We start from the raw sequence: 25,771 nt of genomic DNA, 5'->3' as shown, positions 1-25,771 counted from the left end.
GCGGGAGAGAACTGGCCTTACAGGCATAAAAAAGCCCGCACGGCGCGGGCTTCTGCGATTATCAGCACGGATTATTCAGCAGACTGACCGCTAAAGTCGATTACCATCCTGCCGCGGATCTTGCCCTGAATCATTTCATCAAAGATGGCATTGACCTCACCAATCTTCCTTTTGGTCACCTTCGGCACCACCTTCCCTTCTGCCGCAAACTGGAAAGCTTCCGCCAGATCGTTACGCGTCCCGACCAGCGATCCCACCACTTGGATGCCATCGAGCACCAGACGCGGAATATTCAGGCTCATAGCTTCCGGCGGCAGTCCGACAGCCACTACCCGACCACCGGCCCTGACCGCATCGACAGCAGAGTTAAACGCTGCTTTGGCAACCGCCGTTACCACAGCCGCATGCGCCCCACCGGTTTGTTCCTGAATAAAGCGAGCCGCATCTTCGCTGGCCGAGTTTACAACCAGGTCGGCGCCCATCTCTTTCGCCAGTGCCAGTTGCCCATCACTCACGTCAACCGCGATCACTTTGGCGTTAAAGACGTTTTTCGCATACTGCAGGGCGAGATTTCCCAGCCCGCCAAGACCGTAAATCGCCAGCCACTGACCCGGTTTTACCTCGGACACTTTCACCGCTTTATAGGTGGTGACACCAGCGCAGGTGACACTACTGGCGGCGTAAGGATCAAGCCCGTCGGGGACTTTGACCGAATAGTCTGCAACGACGATACACTCTTCAGCCATACCGCCATCGACGGTATAACCGGCATTGACGACCTCTCTGCAGAGCGTTTCGTTACCGGAGTTGCAGTATTGGCAGTGACCGCAGCCCTTAAAGAACCATGCCACGCTGGCACGATCGCCAGGCTTAAGTGAGGTCACATCTGGCGCGACTTCCTCAACAATACCGATACCTTCATGACCCAGCGTCACGCCGGTTTTATCACCGAAATCCCCGTTCTTCACATGCAGATCGGTATGGCATACGCCACAGCATTCCATCCTGAGCCGTGCTTCGCCCGTTTTGAGAGGACGTAGCGTCTTCTCAACCACTTCAACCTTGTGTTCACTGTTAGCAATTGCCGCTTTCATAAACGATGCTCCTTTTGATTGAAGCTTTAAGGATAAGCCAAACCGCGGTGATGACAAGATGACAGGTAAGCTTTGGGTGCGAGGCTGGCAGGGTTGTTTCTGCTTTTGCAGATTTTGCAGAGGGAAGTGGGTTTTGGGGTGAAGGCCGGGCACCTTAAGCTAGTAGGGTTATTTTGCGTTCGCTTTTCCACTCAAATTTTAAGCTCACTAATATGTCAGGATTTTATCAATACCATCGGTTAAATTTAATATACACATAAGAAAATACGATAACCCAGGCAAAACTAAGAAGTGCTGCATACTGCGGAACAAAGCAGATGAAGATATACACGCCAGCCACAAAAACTGCAGCAGGAACTAAATAGAAAAATGACTGAATCAGCCATAAAATAGCACGCTTCATTTATTCAGAATCTCATATAGAGCGTCAGCAATTTCCTCTTCGCTGTTATACATAGCCTGCACCCAATATTTTTGATGTTTACCTTCAATTTCAAGAACCTATATGAATTAAACATTTCATAAGTAAACATCCTGTAATTCAGCCATAGAGCACCCTATAACTTATATTTACTTTTTTCACAAATCAACCTATTGGTTTCGCAATAACTAAATATCTGTTATGAGGGGCGTTGACCTTTATATATTGACAAACTCTTTGCTTTTTCTTCTCGCTGCCAAATCCTGCCATAGTAGCAATGATGAGATGAACGTTAGTAAAACTGCAGTTAAAGCATGCATCCATTGATCCGCCATTGCGATGATAGCTACTGTGGGCTGAGGGATAAGATGCATAGATCGTGCAGCGTTCAACGACCCGAGCGTGCGCATCGTGATCGTTTGATTCCAGCGGAGCGACAACTATGGATTTGAGAGTCGCAAAATGCATCAGATAGCGCCAGCCAGCATCTGGCAGTGACCGGAATTGATGTGATACAGTTTTGACCATTACAGTACCCATTTAAGGGAATGGTATGGATACAACTGAGAAGTTAAACGGAACTTACTTCTATGGCGGGCTTACTAACCTTTCCGCAGGAGAGCTTTATTTCTGGGTAATGATTGATGTGACTGCAGAGCACTTCAGCGGTAAAAAGGATATCATCGCTCTGGTTGCGATTTACTCGGGGCAAAATACGATTGACGTATCCGGTAAGCTAAACGGAGCATGGAAAGGCACCTCTTATGCTTCGGTCTATTCTCGAAAGCTGTTACGGGATTACCGTCTTCCATTCAGATTACCCACGTGGATACAGAACCCTAAAAACCCTCTTCAAATTAAAATGTTAATGACTCACAAGCTGGGGACGTTCGTCGGTCGTACAATCCCGGTTTTAGGCTGGGTAATTATGGCCGCTGATGTGGCAGAAATTGGCTGGAAAACTACGGCAAAATATAACCTTCTTGCTCATAAGGAAGACAAGATATGGTAAACGAGGATATAGAGAAAGCTGTATTTGCGCTGGTTGAAGATTATAACGGCAGAAGTTTGTTTACGTTCAGACGCTATAAGCTTGAACTGGATACCGATCTGAACAATGACTTTCGCATGGATCCTCTTGACGCGTATGAATTGCTAGAGCGGTATGCTGAAACATTTGGCATTAATCCCAGTACTATCACGTTTGCCGAATATTTCCCGGAAGATTTCACCGCGCCGCACGATCCGCTGACTATTCGTCTGTTAATTGAGTCTGCACAGGCCGGACGCTGGTTGGGCAAATAATTATCGCCTGCAAACACAGGCGTTAATCTCTTCAGTTTGTTGCGGCCTCTTCCAGAGGACAAGAGTGGAAAACGTGCCGTTGATTTTGGTTTATAATTTAAGGACGCATCCGCGTCCTCTCGGAGTTCTGTCAATAAATGTACGGAGCCAACAGGCTCTGAAGCTGCTATCGATTTCTCTAGCCCCCTTACTCGCGCCGAGCGTAGAATGAATATTAAGAGAAAAACCAGCGCAGGAGCAACTTGAGCCCGACACATATCACTCAGAACTGAGTCAGTACACAGAACGGATGGCGTTGAAAAAGATTTTCTTTGAGATCTCCAGGTTAACCCTGTCCGACGGTGAAGCTGTGCGCATGAAGGAACGTCACAAATTAAGGTTTGGGAGCTTTCTTACTGGAGCGGTGCAAGCGGGTACCTCTTCCATACACGGTGCAAAAATACCACCCTATTTAAGCGCTTCAATGCACTGGCGAGAAAAAGAGGCATACAGTTTCCTGATTAATAAATCGGCAGCCGGACTAATCTGAGCCGCGCGATTCTTTACGATTTATGATCATCATAGCACTGCTTATGGATACGTGATATTTTGACTAGACGAAGTTAATCAATTGAATGAAATAGATAATATAAGCGAGACGGTTACATGCATCCAGTCCATTGCTGACGTATCGCTGATCGCACACTGCAAAGAAGATGAATTAAAAAAAATACTTTCGTTGCTCAGTGACATAGCAGGAAAAATCGACAGATCTGTTTTCAAAGCCGCTATATACCGCCAGGCTGAATGATTAATTGCCTTCCCTACCACCCTATACTAACCACCTTTCAGGTGGCCTTTTGCTTCTGCACCAAAGTGCATATGCTGGCATGAATCTACATGATCCAAATTGGATTGCGAAGCTTGTATGAGGTCAGTACTAGCGCGGTTTGAGTGGGTGCATGCACATGCATGAAAAGCGATGCATAAAGCGGGCAGGCGTGGCGGGGATAGCATTGCGCGCAAGTGCAAAAACATGTATAAGTGAGTTGAGATTCATTAACCACGCTATACATTAATTTCCAGATTACATATCTAGTTAAAGGCCAAAAAATAAAAAAGTTTTACTCAGGCAAACTCTTTGAAAATCATGTGATAAAAATCAAATAAGTTCATATTTTTAAGGAATTAAAATGAATAATAACGTTAAGCTTATTAGCACAATTTCAATAGAATCTGATTTTGAAAATCTAATAAAAAGTTATGCAGAGGAGGTTTTTAAAGGGAACGCTTATTTGATTGGTGGTCCTTGGGATAGCGGAAAGGATTTAGTTATAAAAAGAAGAGGAAGGGAGATAAAACAGGCGGCCCAAATATCAATTCAAGAAAATAATATAGAAAAAAAGATTGATGAAGATTTAAAAAAAGTGGTTCAACTTGTAGATGACCATGGTTACCCGCCGGTTCTTTATTTCTTTTGGAGTCATCCAATATCTGAAAATAAGTTAGATAAAATAAAAAAATCCGCTAATACAGATTATTTCATAACTCTAGAATTTTATGACGCAAAGCGTATAGCTCAAGATATAACTGATCACTACCCTCATTTGTTAAACCATCTAATAAAGAAAATTCATAAAATAGATATAAATAACGAGATGCCGATAAATATTCAGCAAAGGGCATTTTACGAATATTTATTGTTAAGCAAGGATAGTACAAATTTAAAAAATGTTATTGTTGATGCGAATATAATGTCTCACCTTCTCGATGGGGGTAAAAGTATTCAGGCTCTTGAGCATGATTTAAAAGATGTCAATATCAGAACTGGTAGTTTGAAAGGCAGGCTGCAGATGCTTGCCCATGCAGGTAAGGTCGATTTAATTGATGGTATATATAGTTTATCTCGAGATGAAAACTTGAAATTAGAGAACATCAAGCTCAGAGAACTATCACGCAAGCAAGAACTAATTGACATAATAAAAAAAGAAATCTCTAAGAACACCGACAAAGATTTAGCTTCTGGTATAGTTGAGTTGATAACTACTGCTTATGAAGAATCATTAAGCGTCCAGATAACTGAAAGTAATTTCGAGCCGCCTAAGCTACAAATATTCAAATCCACCATTCAAAGGCTAAAGGTGTTAATATCCACCGAATGTGGTCTAAGTGAGTCTGATTCTGATGCCCTCGCAAAAAAGCTTATGGAATTGGCTGGAGATAACGATTATTTATCTGAACATTGCTCCGCTAAGCTTTGTGTTAACTTATTAGCAGATAGCAAGCTTGAGAAATACATCGAAAATAAGCATTTTTATATTTATCTTGATGCTCCGGTTTTGATACCTTACTTGATAACAATCATATTTGGCAATAAAACCTTTTATGACAAATCAATAAGAAATATAAACTTGATGCGCGAGCACATTAACTCACTTAAAAATAAAAGATTAAGAGTGTCTAATGAACACTTTGAAGAAACTGTTAGACATTTTACTCAAGCTGAAAAATTAAGCCAGTTCGTTACCAGCCAACTTATTGAGCAGCTCGGTGAGTCAAAAAATGTTTATTTTAATTTCTATATTCAATGGAGCAATAGCCAAGGTGGCAACCTGAGTTTTGATGAATTTATTTATGCTTTCCTAGGTCTTGATAGTGATGATTTACGAGGGGCAAACAGATTTGATGTAGTTGCCAACTGTATGTATGGTTTATTGACTTCTGGAAACTTCGATGTCGTTGATAACAAAGATTCTATTTCAGAGGAGTTTGTAGAAAGAATAAGGAGGAAGTTCATAAGGGAGTCACATACTTTCAGGCCGTACAGGGCTATAGAAAATGACGTTTATTGTGCCTGTATATTATGCGATAACAAAGAGCACTTGGACTCTAAAGGCTATTTCAGTACGCCAATGCTTATTACCTTGGATGCATCACAGTATTTACTTAGAACAATAATTAGAAAAGAAAAGAAACATGCAGAGTGGCTCGTTTATACTCCTCAGCGCGCAATTGAAAGGTTATCATTAATTGGTTTGAAAATTTCATCGAAATCTTTAAAAGATGGTGTTCTTGCAACTATATCAGATGAATACTTTTTCAAAGAAAACTCTGCAAGCCTGCTTGATACTCTTGCAATAATTATTGGCGACAACCGAGCAAGTGAAGGGCAGGTCATAAAACTTGTAACATCACTTAAGCGAAAGGTGAATGAAGAATCTTTGGAACAATCAGAAATTAATATTGAGCAGTACAACAATATTAGTTACGTATTGCTTTTCATACACCGGGAGTTTAAAGATGAATTTGAAAAAATAATAAAATTATTTAATGATTCAAGTCATAAAGAAGAACTCATGAAAGTTCTCATTTCTAAAACCAAAGGCAAGTTTGACGAGGATAAAAAAGAAGTTTTACGAAATGAAATAAAAAAATTGATAATGCAAATGTAACCCTATATAGAGGGGGGTACCCCCCTCTTCAAGCAAAGTAATTAAGGCTATTAAAAAATGGGATAAGTTCATTTCTTACAAATACCTGCGCCGCTTTCACCGCATCCCTAAACCTGCCAATGTTATCCGGAATAATCCCCATCATCTGCTGCGGTAAGCGGTGCCCGCCTGACAGGTCATCGCGGCTAGCCTTCTTTATATTAAAGAAATCGTCTTTCGTAGCCACCTCGCTGAGCGGCAGAATTTTAATGCCGTCCGGCTTCCCGTTCGGTGCTTACATAAACAGATTGCGTAAGTTACCCAGCCCTTTCGTGTCGCGCAGAGCCCTGCAGCATCCGGTCAACGTCACTGCTGCTCTGGCCGCATCGGTCATATACAGGATGTAACCTGCGTGCTCCCCCGTTCTGATAATACTTGCGGCAGAACAGCGTCGTCGCCTCATTCAGTCAGGCAACTTAAGCGTGTTCAGGTATTCCGGCAGACCATACAGCTCATGATTAATACCCGGCTGCATCAGGCGAAACACGCTGCCCTTTTTGAACTAGTACTGTTTTTTCCACTCATGCAAAAATCAGTAAACGTGGTCCTAACGACTTGCTGAGTGAGTTTTGCTGGGGTGGTTTTAAGGCGCAGCAGCTAGTCTAGGCCATTGCGGCACAGCTCAGAAAAAGCGTTACCGAACACCAGATAGTCTACGGCGAACTTGCTCAATTACTGTTGGTTCAGCATGGGATGGAGGATAAAGGTTGAAGCCAAAATGTTGCGATTCAAATCAATAGCCGAACTTTGATGTACGTCTGCCACTAGGATTTATGCCAATCAGTGAACGCTGACCGGTGGCTCATCAGCACTCATTTTTGATCAGAACCACAATCAAAAATAAACCTTCAGCCTTGCTTACCGGGCCATTCAATCATCTCATCAAGCCTGGAAAGGATGTCGGAAAAATAGCTTTCATCGATAGCGAATCCCCCTTTTACCTGCACACTATCCGCATGTGCCTCAGGACGAAGAACATACTCAATGACCACAACGTCATCACCCTTTACCTTCCTGAGCAGCATATTTAGCTGATTTAGGTCACTACGAAACTCAAAAGGTTCGATTTCTAGTTGGCCAATAACAGCCTGATAGTGGGCAGCAAACTGCTCCTTTAGTTGTTTAAGTTTTCCAATAGTAAATTCAGTCTGATACTGTATTTTCACACCAGTGACAGAAAACTCAACAAAGGACTTAATCCAGTCCCAATTATGATTAACCGGATCGACTTCGTTATCGACAACCCGTTCAAAAGGCGACACCGCAAAAACGAATTCTTCATCTCTGATATCAAACATATGTACGTTCCTGTCGGTTAATCAAAAATACTTAAAATGAGTTATCGTCCAATCTGATACCCTTACCACAACCTCAAGAGTGTACTTCTTATACTCAGTGATATTTTTCTTACGGTGTAATTTATACATTTCCGTTTCATAACGATACATACCCTCTCCGTTGCGAGGATCGGCCATGCGTCTGCCATAGCGGATAGCTCTTTCCTGAATATGTAACGGAACATAGCGACCCGGCTCATACATGTGCCTCGCCGCTGTTTCGGTCATTTTCAGGTTACACGCCGATAAACCCGTTTTTAACCTGGCACGCAGGAACATTATTGTTGCCTGGCTGAGTCTGGCACTTATAGCAGCTCTTGTACCAGCCTCCAATAATGCGCGGCCAGCGCGGAAAATTCGAAATACACCAAACGCAAGAAGCGCTATGTCTGTAGGATCAATCAGTGGCGTTTCGAGAGGTGCCTCTTCAAGTCGAACAAAATGCCCCTGCACATCGTATATCTGCCACAGACCGGGAGCCTGAGCCACAGAATAACCAATGCACATGCCGCTGGACTCATCCAGCACCGGCTGTGCGTTTCGTGGCAGCACACGTGGTCTCAATTCAAAAAATACGTTGCCCGATAATGGTGACTGAAATGTGTAATATCTGCCAGGTTCGGTGATTGCATTCCCTGCATTCATTATCGTTCCCTCATTTTCATGTGACTTAATAGAGTGCCACAGGATAGTAGAGCGGTCATTACCGAGTACTGCAACGCCGTTCACTCAGCAAACTTCTCTCGCACGGGCTGTACAGCCTATACCTGATGCTCCTGACAGGGCTTCAACCATGAGTAAAACAGCTGGCAGATTATCGCCACGGTGTCCCTTTCATAGAGAGGTAGTAAAGCAGGGTTGTAACTTATATGAATAGGAAAAATGGCAATGACATAATGGAATGGCGTCTTGCAGAAGAACACAACGGAAAAGACTAAGTTATTGATTGAAAATCATTAACTGATGGGCGGCATCTGACAAAAAAAGACCGAATACGATTCCTATATTCGGTCCAGGGAAATGGCTCTCAAGGAGCCGTGCGCTAAAAGTTGGCATTTATGAAGGCGATGTCGCCTTGCCATTTAACATTAGAACAGCGCGGTGGAATTGCCAGCAAACGGGAGGCGCAGGACCATAAACCGGATCAGTTTGTGATCGCAACGGCAAAAAAGAGGGGTTGGGCGCAGCGCGGTGCTGCACCCGACAGGTTTATTTACCGCACAGCGCCTGGGTGCGCTCAACAATCGGCTGCAGACTCATCATCTGGCCCGGATGCGCTTTATCTTCAACCTGAATCACGCTGATCGGCTGCGCTTTCACCTGTTTGTTTTTGAACAGTGTGTCGGCGATATCGTTCAGGGGGTATGTCATCAGCGTGCTCGGGTTGATGGCAAACATCGCACCATCTTTCTCACAGGTCAGCATCACCTCTTCACGGTTAAACGGCCACTTCTCTTTACCGATCTCAAAGCGGCTGACGGTAATGATTTGTGCCGCCAGCGCCTGGCCGCATACGGATAACAACAGGATTGCGGGGATCACTTTCTTCAGCAACATAACTACCCTTTTCTCTCTTAAACCACATTCAGGCTGGCGACAGCGTGGCAAATACGCTGACCAGCCCAACCACTCCGCACGCCAGCAGCAGTTCAAGCTGCGTCATGCGAATAAATTTTTGCTGCGTCCCGCTGCCAGCCAGGCGGAATCGCGGCACCAGCCAGTATCGGTTAATCAGCGCCACCAGCACCATCAGGGCAACCAGCAGCACTTTACACAGCAACAATACAATGTAGCGTGAATCGTGCCACGTCAGCGGCCAGCCCGCGATCATCACGCTGTTTATCAGGCCGCTCAGCAGCGTTAACGCCACCGCCAGATGACCATAGCGCGAAAAGCGCATCATGGTACGGATAGCGTCGGTGCGGCGATCGATCTGGCGCGCCTCCCGCATCAACAGCAACAGAGGCAGTAATCCGCCCGTCCAGAACGCCGCGGCAATCAGATGCAGTGCATGATTGAGCTGCTGAAACAATCCCGGCCAGCCATCGCGCATCGCGGCATGACCAATCAGAGCCATGCAGGCCAGTTGCAGCACGCCCGCCAGCAGTAACACCTGATGACGCAGCCGTCCGGTCAATAACAAACCGGCAACGGCCAGCAGGCTAAACAGGATTTCCCACAGCCACACGCCACCGAAGTGCGTGCCAATCACCGCCAGCCAGATATCGACATCGGCCAGATTGGCGCTGTCGCCGCTCATCAACACATTCTGGCAGGCCAGCATCGCCAGTGCACTCAGCAGCGCCAGCCAGGCGCTCCCTTTCACCAGCGGGTTTAATCGTCGCGCCAGCAGGGGTCGATAGCGTTTGGGTGCCAGCAGCGCACTGTAACAGGCGCTGCCGGTCAGCAGCATCACGGCGGCAAAATGCAGCGCGCGCAACAGGATCCAGAGGGTGGTCACCGGAGTTACTTCACGCTAAAGCGATAGCTTCCTGCGGTTTTATGTCCATCCACCGACAGCACATGCCAGTTAACCTGATAGCTGCCCGCTTGCAGCGGCTGAGACAGGCCCACAATCAGCCGGTTTTTCTGGCCAGATTCAACGCGGGCTTTAGCAGTGGCGACAGGCTTCTGTTCACTATCCAGCAGCGTGACGCCGCTGAATGCCGCTTCAATATCTTCACTGAAGTTCAGCGTCAGCGCATCGGTGGATGTCGTTACCTGCGCTTTAGCAGCCGGGATAGAAGACTGGAGATGCGCATGCGCTGCCGCCAGCGAGCTGAATGTCATCAGTCCGGCTGTCGCCAGCGCAATAACCATGCGGGAAATCAGTTTTTTATGCATAAGATCATCCTTTTAACCGCCGCCAGGGCGATAAACGTGGCAAAAGGATACGCTGCTGTATTTGCACTGTCGAGGCCAGCGATGCGATCCTTTATCCTTGATTCAGACCGCCGAAAACATTACTTTTGCCCGCTATCGTCAGGAGAATATTATGAGCCATAACCTTGCCCTGCTGTCCCAGGAAGAGAAAGACAAGATTAATGTCGATTTGGCGGCAGCGGGTGTGGCGTTTAAAGAGCGCTATAACATGCCGATCGTCGCCGAAATGGTGGCGCAGGAGCAGCCCGAAGCGCTGCGTGACTGGTTTCGTCAGCGTCTGATGCACTACCGCCAGGCGTCGCTCAGCCTGTCGCGCCTTCCTTATGAACCGAAGATGAAGCAATGATATTTCGCGTTATTGATACCGAAACCTGCGGTCTGCAGGGTGGCGTAGTCGAAGTGGCGTCCGTGGATGTGGTCAACGGTCAGATTGTGAATCCGATGAGCGATCTCACCCTGCCCGATCGCCCTATCAGCCGTCAGGCGATGGCCGTGCATCGCATCACCGAAGCGATGGTCGCCGGTAAGCCAACCATTGAAGAGGCGATCCCACGCTATCACGGCAGTGCTTTTTACGTGGCGCACAACGCCAGTTTTGATCGCCGGATGCTGCCGGAGATGTACGGAGAGTGGATCTGCACCATGCAGCTGGCGCGTCAGCTCTGGCCGGGCATTAAATATGGCAACCAGGCACTGCGTCATTCGCTGAAACTGGATGTCACGCCGCCCGCCGACCTGCATGCCCACCGCGCGCTCTATGACTGCTATGTTACGGCAGCACTGCTGATTCGAATTATGGAGACCTCCGGCTGGAGTGCCTCCGAGATGATTGTGCGGTCACAACCGGCGGCCCAGCGCGATGACGTTCTGCCGTTTGGCAAATACCGCGGCCAGGCGATTGCGGTGGTTGCGCGCAAGGATCCGGGCTACCTGAAGTGGATGCTGGATAACGTCAGCGATCTGCGCCCGCCATTGCGGCAGGCGCTGCGTAAGTACCTGACCGAATCTCAGTAATCCTGGGCTGGCGGTAAGGTGCCCTGCGCCAGCCCCAACAGGAAGGTGTATTCCATCGCGATCCCTTCATAGGCTTTGTAGCGCCCCGACTTGCCGCCGTGACCCGCATCCATGTCGGTGCAGAGCAGCAGCAGGTTATTGTCGGTTTTCATCGTTCTCAGCTTCGCCACCCACTTGGCTGGTTCCCAGTACTGCACCTGCGAATCATGCAGGCCGGTGGTGACCAGTAGATGAGGATAGGCTTTCGCCTCAATGTTGTCATAAGGGCTGTACTGGCGGATATAGCGATAGTACTCCGGATCGTTGGGGTTGCCCCACTCGTCATACTCGCCAGTGGTCAGCGGAATCGACTCATCCAGCATCGTGGTCACCACATCCACAAACGGCACCTGGGCAACCACGCCGTGGAACCGCTGCGGTGCCAGGTTAATTACTCCGCCCATGAGCAAGCCACCCGCGCTACCGCCCATGGCATAGAGTCGTTCCGGGTGTCCGATGCCACGCGCCACCAGCGCGTTAGTGACATCGATAAAATCGGTGAAGCTGTTCATTTTGTTCAGCAGGCGACCGCCGTCATACCATTGCTGCCCCAGCTCACCGCCGCCGCGCACCTGTATCAGCGCATAGACAAAGCCGCGATCCAGCAGGCTCAGGCGGCTGACGCTGAAATCGGCATCCATACTACTGCCGTAGGCACCGTAGCCATACACCAGCATCGGATTCTGACCGGGCTGATAATGTTTGCGGTGATAGACCAGCGATACCGGCACTTCGGTGCCATCGCTGACTTTGATCCAGTGGTGTTCGCTTTTGTAATCTTCCGCGTTAAAGCCTTTCACCGCGCTCTGCTTCAGGATGCGGCGTTCACCGGTATCCATATCCAGTTCAAACAGCGTGGTCGGCGTGGTCATCGATGAATAGCCGTAGCGCAGTTTGCTGGTGCGCGGCGTCGGATTGTAGGCCAGCCAGGTCACATAGGTCGGGTCGTCGAAGGCGATGCCGCTGGTTTCACCGCTGGCCCAGTTGATCTGCCGCAGGCTGGTCAAGCCGCGCTGGCGCTCCTCAACCACCAGCCAGTCCCGAAACAGCTGAAAATCTTCCATCACCACCTGTTCCCGTGCCGGGATCAGGGTTTCCCAGCGTGATTCGTCCAGATAGCGGCTGCGGTACAGCCCGAAGTTCTCGCCTTCCCGGTTGGATCGAATGAAGAACTGATGATCGTAGTGGTCGATGCTGTACTCATGATCGCGGCGGCGTGGCAAAAACACATGCGGCTGCGCGTCGGGGAAGTTCGCATCAATCAGCTGAATTTCGCTGGTGTTGGTGCTGTAGAGGGCAATCATGATGAACTGCTTGGAGGTGGTCTTATGTACGCTGAGATGATAAGTGTCATCCTGCTCTTCATAGACCAGCTGGTCGTCGAACTGCGGCGTACCCAGCTCGTGTCGCCACACCTGATAAGAAAGCAGCGTCTGCGGGTGTTTTCGCACATAGTAAAGGGTGCGCGAGTCATTACCCCACGCGAAGCTGGAAGAGGCGTTACTCAGCACTTCAGGGTACCAGCTGCCACTCTCCAGGTTACGGAAGCGGATGCCATATTGCCGGCGAGACAGGAAATCTTCAGCCAGCGCCATGACAAGGTTATCCGGACTGATATGCAGCGCGCCCATGGTGTAGAAATCGCTGTGCGAGGCGCGCTGGTTGGCATCCAGCAGCAGGCTCCACTCGCCAGACTCATCGCTCGCAGCGGGCTGGCGGTAATAGGCCGGATATTCGTTACCGCTCTGGTAGCGGCTCTGATAACGGTAGCCATTTTTCACATAGGGCACTGAGTGATCTTCAGGCGGCAGCCGATCGATAATCTCTTTTAATACCCGGTCCTGCAGTGGCTGCTGTGACGACATGATTTTTTTGCCGTAGTTGTTTTCGGCACGCAGGTAATCAAGGACCTCGCTGTTTTCGCGCTTGTCGTCGCGCAGCCAGTAGTAGTCGTCAACGCGCGTCTCGCCGTGCAGCGTCATCTCGTGGGGTATTTTTTTTGCGATGGGTGCTTTCATCCATCCGTCTCCGTGAACGTAATGATCTGTAAGCGTAACACTTCAGCAGCGGGAAGCCAGGTATAGGTTGAGAAGCAGCCGCTGGCGGATCACATCCTGTGTCCCGCCAGCGGAATATCAGAGGGATTAACTAGCGGGTAAACGGGCTTTCTCAGCCTCAAGATCCTGCTGGATGCCGTCGCGAACATCCTGGGGGATTTTCAGCGCGTCGCCCAGCGCGGAGAGATAGCTGCGCTCCATGAAGTGATCAACGTCGATGGCGGCACAGCTCAGGAAGTAGAGCTCCAGCGCCTCCTCCTCGTTTTTCACATCGGCGGCCAGCCACTGCGGATCCAGCGGGCGGTTCATCGCTTTCTGGATCAGCTGTTCCGCTTCCTGACCGTAACCGGACTGATGAATATTCTGCTCAATCGCTGCCCGTTCCTGATCGTCAATGTGCCCGTCGCTTTTGGCGGCAAACACCAACGCCGTCACCAGACGCTCGGCCCGCAGGTTAACCGGCGTCTGCGCCACGCCAAAGTCAGGTTCATTCTGGTGCGCTTCGCTGACCCGCTGCTTGTATTTGTTCCATAACACCGCGCCCGCAGCCGCACCGCCACCGATAATCAGCGCCTTGCCGCCATATTTAGTCAGCAGTTTGCGCGACGATTTACTGGCAATCAGCATACCGGCCAGGCCGCCCAGCGCACCCGGCGCCAGCATGTCGCTTAAGCCGCCACCCGATTTGCCCTCACCGCCCTTCTTCGTCAGTACCGACTGAATTTGTTGCAACCAGTTATTCATCATCCACTCCTTTTAAGATGTCAGTCCGCTATCCTGACGAAAAGGATGTCAGGAAACGTCAGAGCGGGAAAAGTAAGGCAAAAGGTCGTGCCAGATGGACGAAAGATGAGAACGCAAACGTTTTCGTTTATACTTGCGCGCGAATTTTGACTGCTTAGGTGAAGAAATGACGACTCTCGGAACAGCGCTGCGTCCGGCAGCAACGCGTGTGATGCTATTGGGTTCAGGTGAACTGGGTAAAGAGGTGGCGCTGGAGTGTCAGCGTCTGGGTGTGGAAGTGATCGCGGTTGATCGTTACGCCGATGCCCCGGCGATGCACGTCGCCCATCGCAGCCATGTGATTAACATGCTGGATGGCGCGGCGCTGGCTGCGCTGATTGCTGAAGAGAAGCCTGATTTTGTCGTACCGGAAATCGAAGCCATCGCCACGGAGACCCTGGTTGAACTGGAGCAGCAAGGCCAGCGCGTGGTGCCGACTGCCCGTGCCGCGCGGCTGACCATGAACCGCGAAGGCATTCGTCGGCTGGCGGCTGAAGAGCTCTCTCTGCCGACCTCCCGCTATCGCTTTGCCGATAGCAAGGCGCGCTTTGATGAAGCGGCTACCGAAATCGGCTTTCCCTGCATTGTGAAGCCGGTAATGAGTTCATCCGGCAAAGGTCAGAGCTTTATCCGCGATGCCAGCCAGCTCGATAACGCCTGGGACTATGCGCAACAGGGTGGCCGCGCGGGTGCCGGACGCGTCATTGTCGAAGGCGTTGTCGACTTCGATTTCGAGATCACCCTGCTGACCATCAGTGCAGTCGATGGCATTCATTTCTGTGCGCCGATTGGTCACCGTCAGGAGGATGGCGATTACCGTGAATCCTGGCAGCCGCAGCAGATGAGTGATGTGGCGCTGCAGCGGGCGCAGGAGGTTGCCGCGCAGGTGGTTAAGGCGCTGGGAGGCTATGGTTTGTTTGGCGTTGAGCTGTTTGTCTGCGGTGATGAGGTGATATTCAGCGAAGTTTCGCCGCGTCCACACGACACCGGCATGGTGACGCTGATTTCGCAGGATCTGTCAGAGTTTGCGCTGCACGTGCGGGCGTTTCTCGGTCTGCCGATTGGCGCGATTCGCCAGTATGGTCCGTCAGCGTCCGCCGTTATCCTGCCGCAACTCACCAGCCAGAATGTGCAGTTTGTGAATGTCGAAGCGGCGCTGGGTGCCGGTCTGCAACTGCGCCTGTTCGGCAAGCCGGAAATCAGCGGTCAGCGTCGTCTGGGCGTGGCGCTCGCTAGCGGTGACAGCACCGATCAGGCGATTGCGCGTGCCGTTGCCAGCGCAGCAGCGGTCACGCTTCAGGGGTAAACGTGTGCGGTGAGCAGACGCTCACCGCCATAACTTACTTCGCGCCTTCAACAGCTTCGCGTGCCAGGCGGGTGATGCGATCCCAGTCACCCGCTTCCAGCGCGTCGTTGGGCACCAGCCAGGAGCCGCCGATGCACAGCACGCTTTTCAGCGCCAGATAGTCACGGTAGTTCGCCGGAGAGATGCCGCCGGTCGGGCAGAATCGCACCTGCGGGAAGGGTCCGCCAATCGCCTGCAGCGCTTTAACGCCGCCGTTCGCTTCTGCCGGGAAAAACTTGAACTCGCGCAGACCGTAGTCCATACCGGTCATTAACTCAGAAACGGTGCTGATGCCGGGAATCAACGGTACCGACCCCTCAACCGCCGCTTTCAGCAGCGACTCGGTGACGCCAGGACTGATCACAAACTGCGCACCGGCATCGGTCACTTCCTGTAACTGCTGCGGATTAATCACCGTTCCCGCACCGACGATCGCATCCGGCACTTCTTTAATCATCGCACGTAAGGCATCCATCGCCACTGGCGTGCGCAGCGTCACTTCCAGCACTCTGACACCGCCTGCCACCAGCGCTTTTGCCATCGGCACGGCGTGTTCCAGTTTGTTCACAACGATGACCGGCACCACAGGTCCGGTGGTCAGAATCTGTTCTGCACTCGTTTTCCAGTTTTTCATCAGTTCCCCTTGCTTGATAACACCGGGATTGCGACCCGGTCATGGAGCATCGGCTCCTGCCCTGTAAATTGCGTCACTACCATACATGATCAACTTCCTGAGCGTCTATCATCCTGCGACCATTTTGAAACGGCAGTTCAATTTTATTCGTGTTGACTGGCCCGGTTTAAGGGCGAAAAAAAAGCCCGCGTTGCGGGCTTCATCATCACTTCCGTTATTCGAACTCGTTCCACGAACGGCCATCGCGGGTAATCATCGCCACTGAGGCCACCGGGCCCCAGGTGCCCGCCTGATACGGCTTGGAAGAGTCGCCATCCGCAGCCCAGGCGTCGATAATGGAATCGACATAGGTCCACGCGGCTTCCACTTCATCGCGGCGCACAAACAGCGCCTGGATACCACGCATGCTCTCCAGCAGCAGACGCTCGTAAGCATCGGCAAGGTGCGACTGGTTAAAGGTCTCGGAGTAGCTCAGATCCAGCTTGGTGGTCTGCAGTTTGTGCTTGTGATCAAGGCCTGGCACTTTGTTCAGGATCTCGATATCAACCCCTTCGTCCGGCTGCAGACGAATCGTCAGCTTGTTCTGCGGCAGCTCTGAGTAGGAGTCTTTAAACAGGTTCATTTCCGGGTTTTTGAAGTAGACCACGACTTCTGAACACTTGGTCGGCAAACGCTTACCGGTGCGCAGGTAGAACGGCACGCCCGCCCAGCGCCAGTTGTCGATATCGACACGTATTGCCACGAAGGTCTCTGTGGCGCTCGACTTATTGGCACCCTCTTCTTCCAGGTAGCCAGGCACTTTTTTGCCCTGCACAAAGCCGGCGGTGTACTGGCCGCGAACGGTTTTCTCACGCACGTTGGTCTGATCGATGCGGCGCAGCGAGCGCAGCACTTTAACTTTTTCGTCACGGATGCTGTCGGCGCTGAGATCGGACGGCGGCGACATGGCGATCATGGTCAGAATCTGCAGCAGGTGGTTCTGGATCATGTCGCGCATCTGGCCCGCTTTATCGAAGTAACCCCAGCGGCCTTCGATACCCACTTCTTCGGCCACGGTAATCTGGACGTGGTCGATGGTGCGGTTATCCCAGTTATTCACGAAGATAGAGTTAGCAAAGCGCAGCGCCAGCAGGTTAAGCACGGTCTCTTTGCCGAGATAGTGGTCAATACGGAACACCTGGCTCTCATCAAAGTACTCACCAACGCTGTCGTTGATCTCCTGCGAGGTTTCCAGTGAGGTGCCCAGCGGCTTCTCCATCACTACGCGCGCCGGTTTAGCATTCAGCTTCGCGGTGCCCAGACCCTGGCAGATGGCGCCAAAGGTGCTGGGTGGCATGGCGAAGTAGTTGATGGTGGTGCGATTTTTCTGGTCCAGCATCTTGCCCAGCTTCGGGAAGTGCGTGGTGTCGTTGACATCGAGGTTGCAGAAGTCGAGACGATTGCTGAGTTTGTCCCACAGCGCTTCGTCAATCTTCTCCTTCATGAAGGTTTCCAGCGCTTCACGTACCACTTTGGTGTATTCCGCTTTATCCCACTCGGCACGGCCGACACCAATAATGCGGGTTTCCTCGTGGATCTGCCCCGCTTTCTCTAACTGGTACAGTGAAGGCAACAGTTTACGGCGTGCAAGATCGCCTTTGGCACCGAAAATCACCAGATCGCATGCCTGGGCTGTTTGTGTTACCGCCATTTTCCTCTCCTCGTTGCAGGATAGTCCGGTGGTGATGCATCCTCTGCCACCGGGTCCAGGTTATTATTTTCTTTGAGCACAATGTACTTTTTTCCCCGCGCCAGGTAAACCGACTCGCCGGGTCAACCGCATTAACTCTGTACCGGATGTGCTAAGCGCGTGTGATGACACGTGCGGATTGCCGGTTTTTTCTGTGTCTGTTGGTGTCAGGAAAATCAGGCACCGGTCAAAGTATCCCAAAAAAAAGGGCAATCGACTTGTCCGCCGTTGCGCCTGGCAGGTGCTGACACGATATAGTCTCTGTTAATCGACTCTGACGACAGGGATAATTGAAATTGGTAAAAGTGATTATGGTCATCGGCTTATGAATATGCTGGAAAAAATTGAGGCGCAGTTTGCCGCGCTCAGCAATGCGGAACAGAAAGTCGCCCGGCAGATTCTGGCTGCGCCTCAGGCGGCGATGCACTCCAGCATTGCGACCCTGGCGCGCGAAGCGTGCGTCAGCGAACCCACGGTAAATCGCTTCTGTCATCGACTGGGCGCGCGCGGCTTTCCCGACTTTAAGCTGCAACTGGCGCAGAGCCTGGTGAAAAGCAGCAACTGGGTCAGCCGGGGCGTGGAGGACGATGACAGTGTGGAGAACTACAGCCACAAAATCTTTGACTCGGCGCTGGCAGGGCTGCAGCGGGTGCGGGATCAACTGGATAGCGCCCAACTGCAGCAGGCCGTCACCCTGCTTACTCAGGCTGATAAACTCGCCTTTTTCGGGCTGGGGGCTTCCGCTGTGGTAGCACATGACGCCTTTACCAAATTTCTGCGCTTTAATCTGCCGGTCATCTGGTCAGACGATATTGTGATCCAGCGCATGAGTTGCATAAATAGTCGAGCCGGTGACGTTTTTGTTCTCATTTCGCATACTGGACGCACAAAAAATATGGTAGAACTGGCTCGCCTGGCCCGTGTAAACGGTTCCACCGTTATAGCCATCACCTCTGCCGATTCTCCCCTTGCCCATGAAGCAGCGATAGCTTTAGTGCTTGATGTACCGGAAGATACGGATATCTATTTGCCGATGGTATCGCGCCTGGCGCAGTTGACCGTGATCGATGTGTTGGCGACCGGTTTCACCCTGGAACGGGGTGCGCCCTTCCGGGAAAACCTGAAACGCGTGAAAGAGGCGTTGAAAGCGTCGCGTTACGAAAAGCACACCATTCGGGAAAAGGATGATCAGCAAAAAAATTAACATCACATTTACAATGTGAGTCGTATCACAACCCGTCGATCATATAGAATAGATAACCATGCTGTGTCCACAGACCAGGGCACGCTTAAATGTTTACGGAGTCCTCGATGTCAAGACGTCTCAGAAGAACCAAAATCGTTACAACCCTCGGCCCGGCCACCGATCGTGATAATAATTTAGAAAAAATCATCGCTGCCGGCGCGAACGTTGTACGACTCAACTTCTCTCACGGCACGCCAGAAGATCACCAGCTACGTGCCGATAAAGTGCGCGAGATTGCCGCAAAACTGGGTCGCCACGTGGCCATCCTCGGTGACCTCCAGGGTCCAAAAATTCGTGTTTCAACCTTCAAAGAAGGCAAAGTTTTCCTGAATATCGGCGACCGTTTCCTGCTGGATGCCAATCTGGGTAAAGGCGAAGGCGATAAAGAGCGCGTCGGTATCGACTACAAAGGCCTACCGGCAGATGTGGTGCCGGGCGATATCCTGCTGCTGGATGATGGCCGCGTGCAGCTGAAAGTGCTGGAAGTTCAGGATATGAAGGTGTTCACCGAAGTCACCGTGGGTGGCCCGCTGTCGAACAACAAAGGCATTAACAAACTGGGCGGCGGACTCTCAGCTGAAGCGCTGACCGAAAAAGATAAAGCGGATATCATCACTGCCGCCAAAATCCGCGTCGACTATCTGGCCGTCTCTTTCCCACGCTGTGGTGAAGATATGAATCTGGCACGTCGTCTGGCGCGCGAAGCGGGTTGTGACGCCAAACTGGTCGCAAAAGTGGAACGTGCCGAAGCGGTCGCCAGCCAGGAAGCGATGGATGACATCATTCTGGCCTCTGATGTGGTGATGGTAGCGCGTGGCGATCTGGGCGTTGAGATTGGCGATCCGGAACTGGTCGGCATTCAGAAAGCATTGATTCGTCGTGCCCGCCAGCTTAACCGCACCATCATTACCGCGACGCAGATGATGGAGTCGATGATCACTAACCCGATGCCGACCCGCGCAGAAGTGATGGACGTGGCGAACGCCGTGCTGGATGGCACCGATGCTGTGATGCTCTCTGCGGAAACCGCAGCGGGCCAGTATCCGGCTGAAACTGTCTCAGCGATGGCGAAGGTCTGCCTGGGCGCGGAGAAGATCCCGAGCGTCAACGTCTCCAAGCATCGTCTGGACGTGCAGTTCGACAATGTCGAAGAAGCGATTGCTATGTCATCCATGTACGCCGCGAACCACCTGCAGGGCGTTACCGCGATCATCACCATGACCGAGTCGGGCCGTACCCCGCTGATGACCTCACGTATCACCTCAGGCCTGCCGATTTTTGCCATGTCACGCCATGAACGCACGCTGAATCTCACCGCGCTCTATCGCGGCGTAACGCCGGTGTTCTTCGACAGCAATAACGACGGTGTGGCTGCTGCACACGATGCGGTTAACCTGCTGCGCGACAAAGGCTTCCTGGTCTCTGGCGATCTGGTCATTGTGACGCAGGGCGATGTGATGGGTGCCACCGGCACCACCAATACTACACGTGTGCTACGCGTGGATTAATTGAGCCCGGGTTTACATTGTCGGTGTAGAATAAACGACGCGACTGCCTGCCAGTCGCGTTTTCTTTTCTGACAAGGAGGCCAGATGGCCCGTTTCCACCCCATCAGCCAGCTTACCGGCCGAATTTTACTCTTTCCTCTGGCGTTAGTGCTGTTCGAGTTTGCCACCTATATTGCTCATGACATGATCCAGCCTGGCATGCTGATCGTCACCAGTGAATTTTCCGTCGGCCCTGAATGGGTCTCCACCTCACTGACCGCCTACCTGATTGGCGGCGTGGTGCTGCAATGGCTGCTGGGTCCTCTCTCTGATAAGTTTGGCCGGCGACCGGTGATGCTCTTCGGCATCCTGTTTTTTGCCGTCGCCTGCATGCTGATGCACTGGGTCAGCTCGATTGAGGAATTTGTCAGCCTGCGCTTTATTCAGGGCATCAGCCTCTGCTTTATCGGCGCGGTCGGCTATGCCGCAATTCAGGAAGCCTTTGATGAGGCGCTGGCGGTGCGCATGATGGCGCTGATGGCCAACGTGGCGCTGCTGGCTCCGCTGGCGGGTCCGCTTGCCGGTGCAGCCTGGCTCACCATTGGCAGCTGGCGCAGCATGTTCTGGCTGTTTGCTGCCTGCAGCCTGGTCGCCTTTGTGGTGCTGTGGCGTGTGATGCCCGAAACCGCTGGTGACCGCAGTCATTCCATCGCCCTGCCCAATCTGGCACGCAACTATGGCCGGCTGATGAAAGACCGGCTGGTGATGTTTGGTTCCTTCGCTATCGGGCTGGTGTTTATCCCGATCCTCACCTGGGTTGCACTTTCGCCGGTGATCCTGATGCACGACGAAGGTCTGTCACGCATGCAGTACGCCCTGCTGCAGCTGCCGGTATTTCTGGCGATGATCGCCGGTAACCTGACGCTGAGTAAGCTGGCGGGACGCGTGCCGATTGAACAGCCGGTGAAGTTCGCCGCCTGGCCGATTCTGATTGGTCTGAGCCTGGCGCTGGTGGCGAGCCTGATGAACAGCCACGGTTATCTGCTGATAACCGCTGGCCTGAGTCTCTACGCCTTTGGCGCGGGCATGGTCAATGCCGGACTGTATCGCCTGACGCTCTACGCCAGCAACGAAGGCAAAGGCAGCGTGGCAGCGATGCTGGGAATGATCAGTATTATGACGCTGGCGGTGGGAATTGAGCTGGCGAAAAGTGGCTACTTCAGCGGCGGCACGCTGTGGTTCTGCCTGGTCAACTTTATCAGCGGCGTGCTCTGGTTTGGCCTGGTGATCCTGTTTATGCGCGAGCGTAAACGTCGCAGCAGGCTGGAGGCATTATAAACAGGCAGCGCAGCCACAGGTTTGCCCTGAGCAGGCAGCTCAGAAGCTCAAAGCGACGGGAGCATACGCCTGTAGCCAGCGATTAAGTGATCAGAAAAGGCCGCTTTCGCGGCCTTTTTGCTATTTACGTGGATAGAGATCTTTGCGCGAATAGGGCTCGATGTCACCCTCTTTACGGGTCTTCAGCAGCTTGAGGATCCAGGTATACTGCTCGGGATGCGGGCGGACAAACACTTCCACTTCTTCATTCATCTGACGAGCCAGCTGATGATCGTCCGCTTCCAGCAGATCGTCCATCGGCGGACGCACATAAATCTCAAGCTTATGCGATTTGCTGTTATAAACCGGGAACAGCGGCACCACGCGCGCGCGGCACACTTTCATCAGTCGCCCTACCGCCGGCAGCGTCGCTTTATAGGTGGCAAAGAAATCGACGAACTCACTCTGCTCCGGACCATGATCCTGATCGGGCAGGTAGTAGCCCCAGTAGCCCTGGCGGATTGAGCTGATAAAGGGTTTGATTCCGTCGTTGCGGGCATGGAGTCGTCCGCCATAACCGCGGCGTGCGGTGTTCCACGCATAGTCCATCAGCGGATCGCTCTGGTTATGAAACATCGCCGCCATCTTTTGACCTTCTGACGCCAGCAGCATGGCGGGGATATCCACCGCCCAGCCGTGCGGCACCAGGAAAATCACATTCTGCTGCTCCGCTTTCATCTGGTCGATAATTTCACGACCATGCCACTCTACACGTTCACGGATACGTGCCGGATCGCGCAGCACCAGCTCGGTCATCATTGCCATCGCCTGCGGTGCCGTCGCAAACATCTCATCGACCAGCGTCGCACGCTGCGCCTCGCTGAGTTCCGGCAGACAGTAATAGAGGTTAATCAGCGCACGGCGCCGTGCGCCCTTTGCCAGCTTACCGGCGAATTTGCCTAACCGACCCAGCAGCGGATCGCGCACTTTCGGCGGTAGCATCGCCATCGCGGCCAGACCACCAATCGCCAGCCAGCTGCCCCAGTATTTAGGTTTGAGAAAAGAACGTTCAAAAACGGGAATAAATTCAGTGTTATTTTTTTTACGGGTTTCCATGCACTCGCCTCAAGCAATGACCGGCTAATGATAGTGACGACCTGAAAATTTGCAATCATCCTGCGCCATATAGCAAAAAACCGACGGGAAACCCGTCGGTTTTTGCGCGATTTGACGAAATTCGCTTACTTCAGACCCAGCTGAGGCAGCCAGGATTTAACCTGTGCCAGGTAATCGCTGCGATCTTTACCGGTCAGGCCTTCCATGCGCGGCAGTTTCGCCGTTAATGGGTTGACCGCCTGATTATTGATCCAGATTTCAAAATGCAGATGCGGCCCGGTGGAACGTCCGGTGTTGCCTGACAGTCCAATACGGTCGCCACGCTTCACTTTCTGACCTGGCTTCACCAGCACTTTCTTCATGTGCATATAGCGCGTCATATACTGACGGCCATGACGAATGGCGACATAGTTACCCGCGGCACCGCCGTTCTTCGCCACGACTATTTCACCATCACCCACTGCCAGCACCGGCGTACCGATCGGCAGCGCAAAGTCGACGCCTTTATGAGGCGCAATGCGGCCGGTAACCGGGTTGAGACGACGCGGATTAAAGTTAGAGGAGACACGATACTGCTTAACGGTCGGGAAGCGCATAAAGCCGCGCGCCAGACCGGAGCCGCTGCGATCGTAGAACTTGCCATCTTCAGCGCGGAAAGCGTAATAGTCTTTACCCCCGCTACGCAGGCGCACACCCAGCAACTGACTTTGCGCACTCTTGCCATCCAGCATTTCGCGGGACATCAGTACGCTGAACTGGTCACCCGCACGCAGCTTACGGAAATCCATCTGCCACTGCAGCGCTTTGATCACGGCGCTGGCTTCGGCAGTGCTCAGCCCGGCACGCTGGGCGCTGGCGGCAAAACTGCCGCGCACTTCGCCCTGCATCACGCTGTTGCGCCATTCGCCCTTCTGCATCTCCGCATCCATCTTAAAGCCACCTTTAGGGGTGCGCTCATAGGTGCGGGTTTCACGGCGGGAAATTTCCCAGCTCAGGGTTTTCAGGCCGCCATCATCATCCAGCGTCCAGCTCAGCTGCTGACCAACCTGCAGATTACGCAGATCGCGGTCGCTCATCACCAGCGCATTAATGTCACTGATGTCGATGCCATACTGATTCAGGGCACTGCTCAGGGTATCGCCGGATGAAACGGTGTAGTCGTGAACACCGGCCGTTTCGGGCACGTCAGTGTCCACATCGTCCGCAGGCAATTCTTCTTCCGGTTCCGGTGTGCTCTGATCGATAGGCTCACTGGCTTCCGGCAACAGCGTGCGGAACGTGTTCTTATCCAGTTCGATGTTTTTGACGATGGGCGTCACATCATCCGAAGGATGATAAACGTAAGGCCGCCAGACAGCGACGGCCAGAGTGACTACAGTTAAAGAACCCAGCATTACGCGGTGGGGGCGCGGCAAATTATTAAATGCGAGGGCGACAGAGCGGGCTATCTGCTGCACTTTTACCTATTCCTCATGCTCCATTCAGGCAGCTTTCATACTGGCTCGACAGTTGTGAGAGGAATTTCACATAGCTGTCTTTGGCTAAGCTGATGTCTGTTCCCAGGGGATCGAGCGTGCCTTTACGCACCTGCGTTCCGCGGGCGACAGCATCGATGACTGCTGGCCTGAATTGTGGCTCAGCAAAGACGCAGACCGCCTTTTGCTCAACCAACTGTGTTCGTATCTGATGTAAACGCTGAGCGCCCGGTTGAATTTCAGGATTGACGGTAAAGTGCCCGGTGGGCGAGAGACCGTATTGTTTTTCAAAGTACGTGTAAGCGTCGTGAAAAACGAAATATCCTTTATTTCTGACCGGAGCGAGTTGTGCGCTAACGCGTTTGTCCGTGTCCGCCAAAGCTACCTCAAACTGCTGGAGGTTGGCGTCAAGTTTGGCTTTATCTTGCGGCATAAGTTCCAATAATTTTCCATGGATTGCAACCGCGGTCTTGCGCGCAATCTCTGGCGACAACCACAGGTGCATATTAAACTCGCCGTGATGATGGTGATGGGCATCGGCCTCCTGTTCTTCGGATTTTTCCGCTGTGTGTTCATCTTCATCTTCACCACCGCTAATCAATAACGGTTTTACCCCGTCGATGTTCACCATCGAGAGGTTTTTTTGGGCCGGAAGTTCAGCCGCAGACTTCGCCATAAAGGCTTCCATTTCAGGCCCGACCCATACAACTAAGTCCGCGTTTTTTAAGCGTTTTGCATCTGAGGGCCGCAGGGAATAGTCGTGTTCAGAGGCACCGTCCGGTAGCAGAACATCAACCGGTGTGACACCATCGGCAATGGCCGCAGCGATAAACCCTACCGGTTTGAGTGAAGCCACGACATTCGCCTGAGCTGGAAGGGTTAACGAAGCTGTAACGGAGAAAGCAGTTAAGGCGAAAATTGCGCCCTTTTTATTATGTAACATATTGCGTCATTCCATCGTGACCATGAGGTGGAATGTGATATTATAACATTCGAAATTCTGTGCAACCTGTAAATAC

At 51.8% G+C, this 25,771-nt stretch carries 23 protein-coding genes and 1 pseudogene; 9 read left to right on the top strand and 15 right to left on the bottom strand.

All coding sequences use genetic code 11. The features are described 5' to 3' along the window. Positions 1–71: 71 nt before the first annotated feature. On the bottom strand, positions 72–1,094 hold the full coding sequence (gene adhP, locus LC417_RS01835; RefSeq protein WP_010258714.1) for an alcohol dehydrogenase AdhP: 1,023 nt from the start codon (positions 1,092–1,094) through the stop codon (positions 72–74). A 586-nt stretch (positions 1,095–1,680) separates the two neighbouring features. Next, positions 1,681–2,043, bottom strand: a complete 363-nt coding sequence (locus LC417_RS01830; RefSeq protein ID WP_223565387.1) for a hypothetical protein — start codon at positions 2,041–2,043, stop codon at positions 1,681–1,683. 25 nt (positions 2,044–2,068) lie between these two features. Between LC417_RS01830 and LC417_RS01825 the strand changes: the two genes are divergently transcribed. The 3 genes from LC417_RS01825 (at position 2,069) to LC417_RS01815 (ending at position 6,251) form a co-directional block, all read left to right on the top strand. Then, positions 2,069–2,527 carry an STM2901 family protein gene (locus tag LC417_RS01825; RefSeq protein ID WP_223565386.1) on the top strand — a complete coding sequence of 153 codons (459 nt, stop codon included), beginning with the start codon at positions 2,069–2,071 and terminating at the stop codon, positions 2,525–2,527. Continuing rightward, positions 2,521–2,820, top strand: coding sequence for a DUF1493 family protein (locus LC417_RS01820; RefSeq protein WP_223565385.1), 300 nt, complete (start codon positions 2,521–2,523; stop codon positions 2,818–2,820). The genes LC417_RS01825 and LC417_RS01820 overlap by 7 nt, the downstream gene beginning before the upstream one ends. 1,172 nt (positions 2,821–3,992) lie before the next feature. After that, the gene (locus LC417_RS01815; protein ID WP_223565384.1) at positions 3,993–6,251 is read left to right on the top strand and encodes a hypothetical protein; all 2,259 of its coding nucleotides are present in this window, start codon (positions 3,993–3,995) and stop codon (positions 6,249–6,251) included. 28 nt (positions 6,252–6,279) lie between these two features. Here LC417_RS01815 and LC417_RS01810 read toward each other — a convergent pair. The 6 genes and pseudogenes from LC417_RS01810 to copC all read right to left on the bottom strand — a co-directional run. Further along, positions 6,280–7,052 (bottom strand): annotated as a pseudogene (locus LC417_RS01810) (phage portal protein); the annotation flags it as partial. A gap of 86 nt (positions 7,053–7,138) precedes the next feature. Then, the gene (locus LC417_RS01805) at positions 7,139–7,588 is read right to left on the bottom strand and encodes a hypothetical protein (protein WP_031377482.1); all 450 of its coding nucleotides are present in this window, start codon (positions 7,586–7,588) and stop codon (positions 7,139–7,141) included. A 21-nt stretch (positions 7,589–7,609) separates the two neighbouring features. Continuing rightward, entirely contained in the window at positions 7,610–8,356 is a 747-nt protein-coding gene (locus tag LC417_RS01800) for a hypothetical protein (protein ID WP_223565383.1), read from the bottom strand. Positions 8,357–8,836: 480 nt separating this feature from the next. After that, a complete protein-coding gene (locus tag LC417_RS01795) occupies positions 8,837–9,184 on the bottom strand; it encodes a YebY family protein (protein WP_010258700.1) in 348 nt (115 codons plus the stop codon). Between the two features lie 28 nt (positions 9,185–9,212). Continuing rightward, positions 9,213–10,088 carry a copper homeostasis membrane protein CopD gene (gene copD / locus LC417_RS01790; RefSeq protein WP_158131630.1) on the bottom strand — a complete coding sequence of 292 codons (876 nt, stop codon included), beginning with the start codon at positions 10,086–10,088 and terminating at the stop codon, positions 9,213–9,215. A gap of 5 nt (positions 10,089–10,093) precedes the next feature. Beyond that, entirely contained in the window at positions 10,094–10,471 is a 378-nt protein-coding gene (gene copC, locus LC417_RS01785; RefSeq protein ID WP_010258695.1) for a copper homeostasis periplasmic binding protein CopC, read from the bottom strand. A gap of 151 nt (positions 10,472–10,622) precedes the next feature. Between copC and LC417_RS01780 the strand changes: the two genes are divergently transcribed. Both LC417_RS01780 and exoX read left to right on the top strand, forming a co-directional pair. After that, positions 10,623–10,856 carry a DNA polymerase III subunit theta gene (locus LC417_RS01780; protein WP_010258692.1) on the top strand — a complete coding sequence of 78 codons (234 nt, stop codon included), beginning with the start codon at positions 10,623–10,625 and terminating at the stop codon, positions 10,854–10,856. Beyond that, positions 10,853–11,524, top strand: a complete 672-nt coding sequence (exoX, locus tag LC417_RS01775) for an exodeoxyribonuclease X (RefSeq protein WP_022625523.1) — start codon at positions 10,853–10,855, stop codon at positions 11,522–11,524. The genes LC417_RS01780 and exoX overlap by 4 nt, the downstream gene beginning before the upstream one ends. Here the strand turns inward: exoX and LC417_RS01770 are convergent. Beyond that, positions 11,518–13,581: a prolyl oligopeptidase family serine peptidase gene (locus LC417_RS01770; RefSeq protein ID WP_061703865.1), complete on the bottom strand. Its 2,064-nt coding sequence runs from the start codon at positions 13,579–13,581 to the stop codon at positions 11,518–11,520. The genes exoX and LC417_RS01770 overlap by 7 nt on opposite strands. Before the next feature lie 126 nt (positions 13,582–13,707). Continuing rightward, entirely contained in the window at positions 13,708–14,364 is a 657-nt protein-coding gene (locus tag LC417_RS01765; protein ID WP_010258682.1) for a tellurite resistance TerB family protein, read from the bottom strand. A 166-nt stretch (positions 14,365–14,530) separates the two neighbouring features. Between LC417_RS01765 and purT the strand changes: the two genes are divergently transcribed. Beyond that, on the top strand, positions 14,531–15,709 hold the full coding sequence (gene purT, locus LC417_RS01760) for a formate-dependent phosphoribosylglycinamide formyltransferase (RefSeq protein ID WP_223565382.1): 1,179 nt from the start codon (positions 14,531–14,533) through the stop codon (positions 15,707–15,709). A 34-nt stretch (positions 15,710–15,743) separates the two neighbouring features. Here purT and LC417_RS01755 read toward each other — a convergent pair whose 3' ends face one another. Continuing rightward, the gene (locus tag LC417_RS01755; RefSeq protein ID WP_033769234.1) at positions 15,744–16,382 is read right to left on the bottom strand and encodes a bifunctional 4-hydroxy-2-oxoglutarate aldolase/2-dehydro-3-deoxy-phosphogluconate aldolase; all 639 of its coding nucleotides are present in this window, start codon (positions 16,380–16,382) and stop codon (positions 15,744–15,746) included. Positions 16,383–16,596: 214 nt separating this feature from the next. Further along, the gene (gene zwf, locus LC417_RS01750) at positions 16,597–18,072 is read right to left on the bottom strand and encodes a glucose-6-phosphate dehydrogenase (protein ID WP_010258671.1); all 1,476 of its coding nucleotides are present in this window, start codon (positions 18,070–18,072) and stop codon (positions 16,597–16,599) included. A 364-nt stretch (positions 18,073–18,436) separates the two neighbouring features. Here zwf and LC417_RS01745 point away from each other — a divergent pair, with 364 nt between their 5' ends. The 3 genes from LC417_RS01745 (at position 18,437) to LC417_RS01735 (ending at position 22,182) form a co-directional block, all read left to right on the top strand. Further along, a complete protein-coding gene (locus LC417_RS01745) occupies positions 18,437–19,315 on the top strand; it encodes a MurR/RpiR family transcriptional regulator (protein ID WP_010258668.1) in 879 nt (292 codons plus the stop codon). Positions 19,316–19,422: 107 nt separating this feature from the next. Further along, positions 19,423–20,865 (top strand): pyruvate kinase, encoded by a 1,443-nt coding sequence (gene pyk / locus LC417_RS01740; protein WP_010258665.1) that lies wholly within the window; start codon positions 19,423–19,425, stop codon positions 20,863–20,865. Between the two features lie 84 nt (positions 20,866–20,949). Next, positions 20,950–22,182 carry an MFS transporter gene (locus LC417_RS01735; protein WP_022625519.1) on the top strand — a complete coding sequence of 411 codons (1,233 nt, stop codon included), beginning with the start codon at positions 20,950–20,952 and terminating at the stop codon, positions 22,180–22,182. Positions 22,183–22,302: 120 nt separating this feature from the next. Here the strand turns inward: LC417_RS01735 and lpxM are convergent, their stop codons facing one another. The 3 genes from lpxM to znuA all read right to left on the bottom strand — a co-directional run bounded on the left by lpxM (position 22,303) and on the right by znuA (position 25,695). Then, complete coding sequence (gene lpxM / locus LC417_RS01730) at positions 22,303–23,277, bottom strand: lauroyl-Kdo(2)-lipid IV(A) myristoyltransferase (RefSeq protein WP_033771998.1); 975 nt, start codon at positions 23,275–23,277, stop codon at positions 22,303–22,305. Between the two features lie 125 nt (positions 23,278–23,402). Then, positions 23,403–24,734, bottom strand: a complete 1,332-nt coding sequence (gene mepM, locus LC417_RS01725) for a murein DD-endopeptidase MepM (protein ID WP_223565381.1) — start codon at positions 24,732–24,734, stop codon at positions 23,403–23,405. 13 nt (positions 24,735–24,747) lie between these two features. Continuing rightward, the gene (znuA, locus tag LC417_RS01720) at positions 24,748–25,695 is read right to left on the bottom strand and encodes a zinc ABC transporter substrate-binding protein ZnuA (RefSeq protein ID WP_223565380.1); all 948 of its coding nucleotides are present in this window, start codon (positions 25,693–25,695) and stop codon (positions 24,748–24,750) included. Between the last annotated feature and the right edge of the window lie 76 nt (positions 25,696–25,771).

It is taken from the genome of Pantoea sp. OVA07A, assembly GCF_019969975.1.
In the GTDB taxonomy this organism is placed as follows: Bacteria; Pseudomonadota; Gammaproteobacteria; order Enterobacterales; family Enterobacteriaceae; genus Pantoea; species Pantoea agglomerans.
Note: the sequence above shows the minus strand (reverse complement) of the source record. Positions and strands in the feature narration are given on the sequence as shown.

What these genes read in the sequence shown, in the direction of transcription:
- adhP (WP_010258714.1), bottom strand. Translation starts at nt 1,094, where the DNA reads ATGAAAGCGGCAATTGCTAACAGTGAACACAAGGTTGAAGTGGTTGAG.
- LC417_RS01830 (WP_223565387.1), bottom strand. Translation starts at nt 2,043, where the DNA reads ATGGTCAAAACTGTATCACATCAATTCCGGTCACTGCCAGATGCTGGC.
- LC417_RS01825 (WP_223565386.1), top strand. Translation starts at nt 2,069, where the DNA reads ATGGATACAACTGAGAAGTTAAACGGAACTTACTTCTATGGCGGGCTT.
- LC417_RS01820 (WP_223565385.1), top strand. Translation starts at nt 2,521, where the DNA reads ATGGTAAACGAGGATATAGAGAAAGCTGTATTTGCGCTGGTTGAAGAT.
- LC417_RS01815 (WP_223565384.1), top strand. Translation starts at nt 3,993, where the DNA reads ATGAATAATAACGTTAAGCTTATTAGCACAATTTCAATAGAATCTGAT.
- LC417_RS01805 (WP_031377482.1), bottom strand. Translation starts at nt 7,588, where the DNA reads ATGTTTGATATCAGAGATGAAGAATTCGTTTTTGCGGTGTCGCCTTTT.
- LC417_RS01795 (WP_010258700.1), bottom strand. Translation starts at nt 9,184, where the DNA reads ATGTTGCTGAAGAAAGTGATCCCCGCAATCCTGTTGTTATCCGTATGC.
- copC (WP_010258695.1), bottom strand. Translation starts at nt 10,471, where the DNA reads ATGCATAAAAAACTGATTTCCCGCATGGTTATTGCGCTGGCGACAGCC.
- LC417_RS01780 (WP_010258692.1), top strand. Translation starts at nt 10,623, where the DNA reads ATGAGCCATAACCTTGCCCTGCTGTCCCAGGAAGAGAAAGACAAGATT.
- exoX (WP_022625523.1), top strand. Translation starts at nt 10,853, where the DNA reads ATGATATTTCGCGTTATTGATACCGAAACCTGCGGTCTGCAGGGTGGC.
- LC417_RS01770 (WP_061703865.1), bottom strand. Translation starts at nt 13,581, where the DNA reads ATGAAAGCACCCATCGCAAAAAAAATACCCCACGAGATGACGCTGCAC.
- LC417_RS01765 (WP_010258682.1), bottom strand. Translation starts at nt 14,364, where the DNA reads ATGAATAACTGGTTGCAACAAATTCAGTCGGTACTGACGAAGAAGGGC.
- purT (WP_223565382.1), top strand. Translation starts at nt 14,531, where the DNA reads ATGACGACTCTCGGAACAGCGCTGCGTCCGGCAGCAACGCGTGTGATG.
- LC417_RS01755 (WP_033769234.1), bottom strand. Translation starts at nt 16,382, where the DNA reads ATGAAAAACTGGAAAACGAGTGCAGAACAGATTCTGACCACCGGACCT.
- zwf (WP_010258671.1), bottom strand. Translation starts at nt 18,072, where the DNA reads ATGGCGGTAACACAAACAGCCCAGGCATGCGATCTGGTGATTTTCGGT.
- LC417_RS01745 (WP_010258668.1), top strand. Translation starts at nt 18,437, where the DNA reads ATGAATATGCTGGAAAAAATTGAGGCGCAGTTTGCCGCGCTCAGCAAT.
- pyk (WP_010258665.1), top strand. Translation starts at nt 19,423, where the DNA reads ATGTCAAGACGTCTCAGAAGAACCAAAATCGTTACAACCCTCGGCCCG.
- LC417_RS01735 (WP_022625519.1), top strand. Translation starts at nt 20,950, where the DNA reads ATGGCCCGTTTCCACCCCATCAGCCAGCTTACCGGCCGAATTTTACTC.
- lpxM (WP_033771998.1), bottom strand. Translation starts at nt 23,277, where the DNA reads ATGGAAACCCGTAAAAAAAATAACACTGAATTTATTCCCGTTTTTGAA.
- znuA (WP_223565380.1), bottom strand. Translation starts at nt 25,695, where the DNA reads ATGTTACATAATAAAAAGGGCGCAATTTTCGCCTTAACTGCTTTCTCC.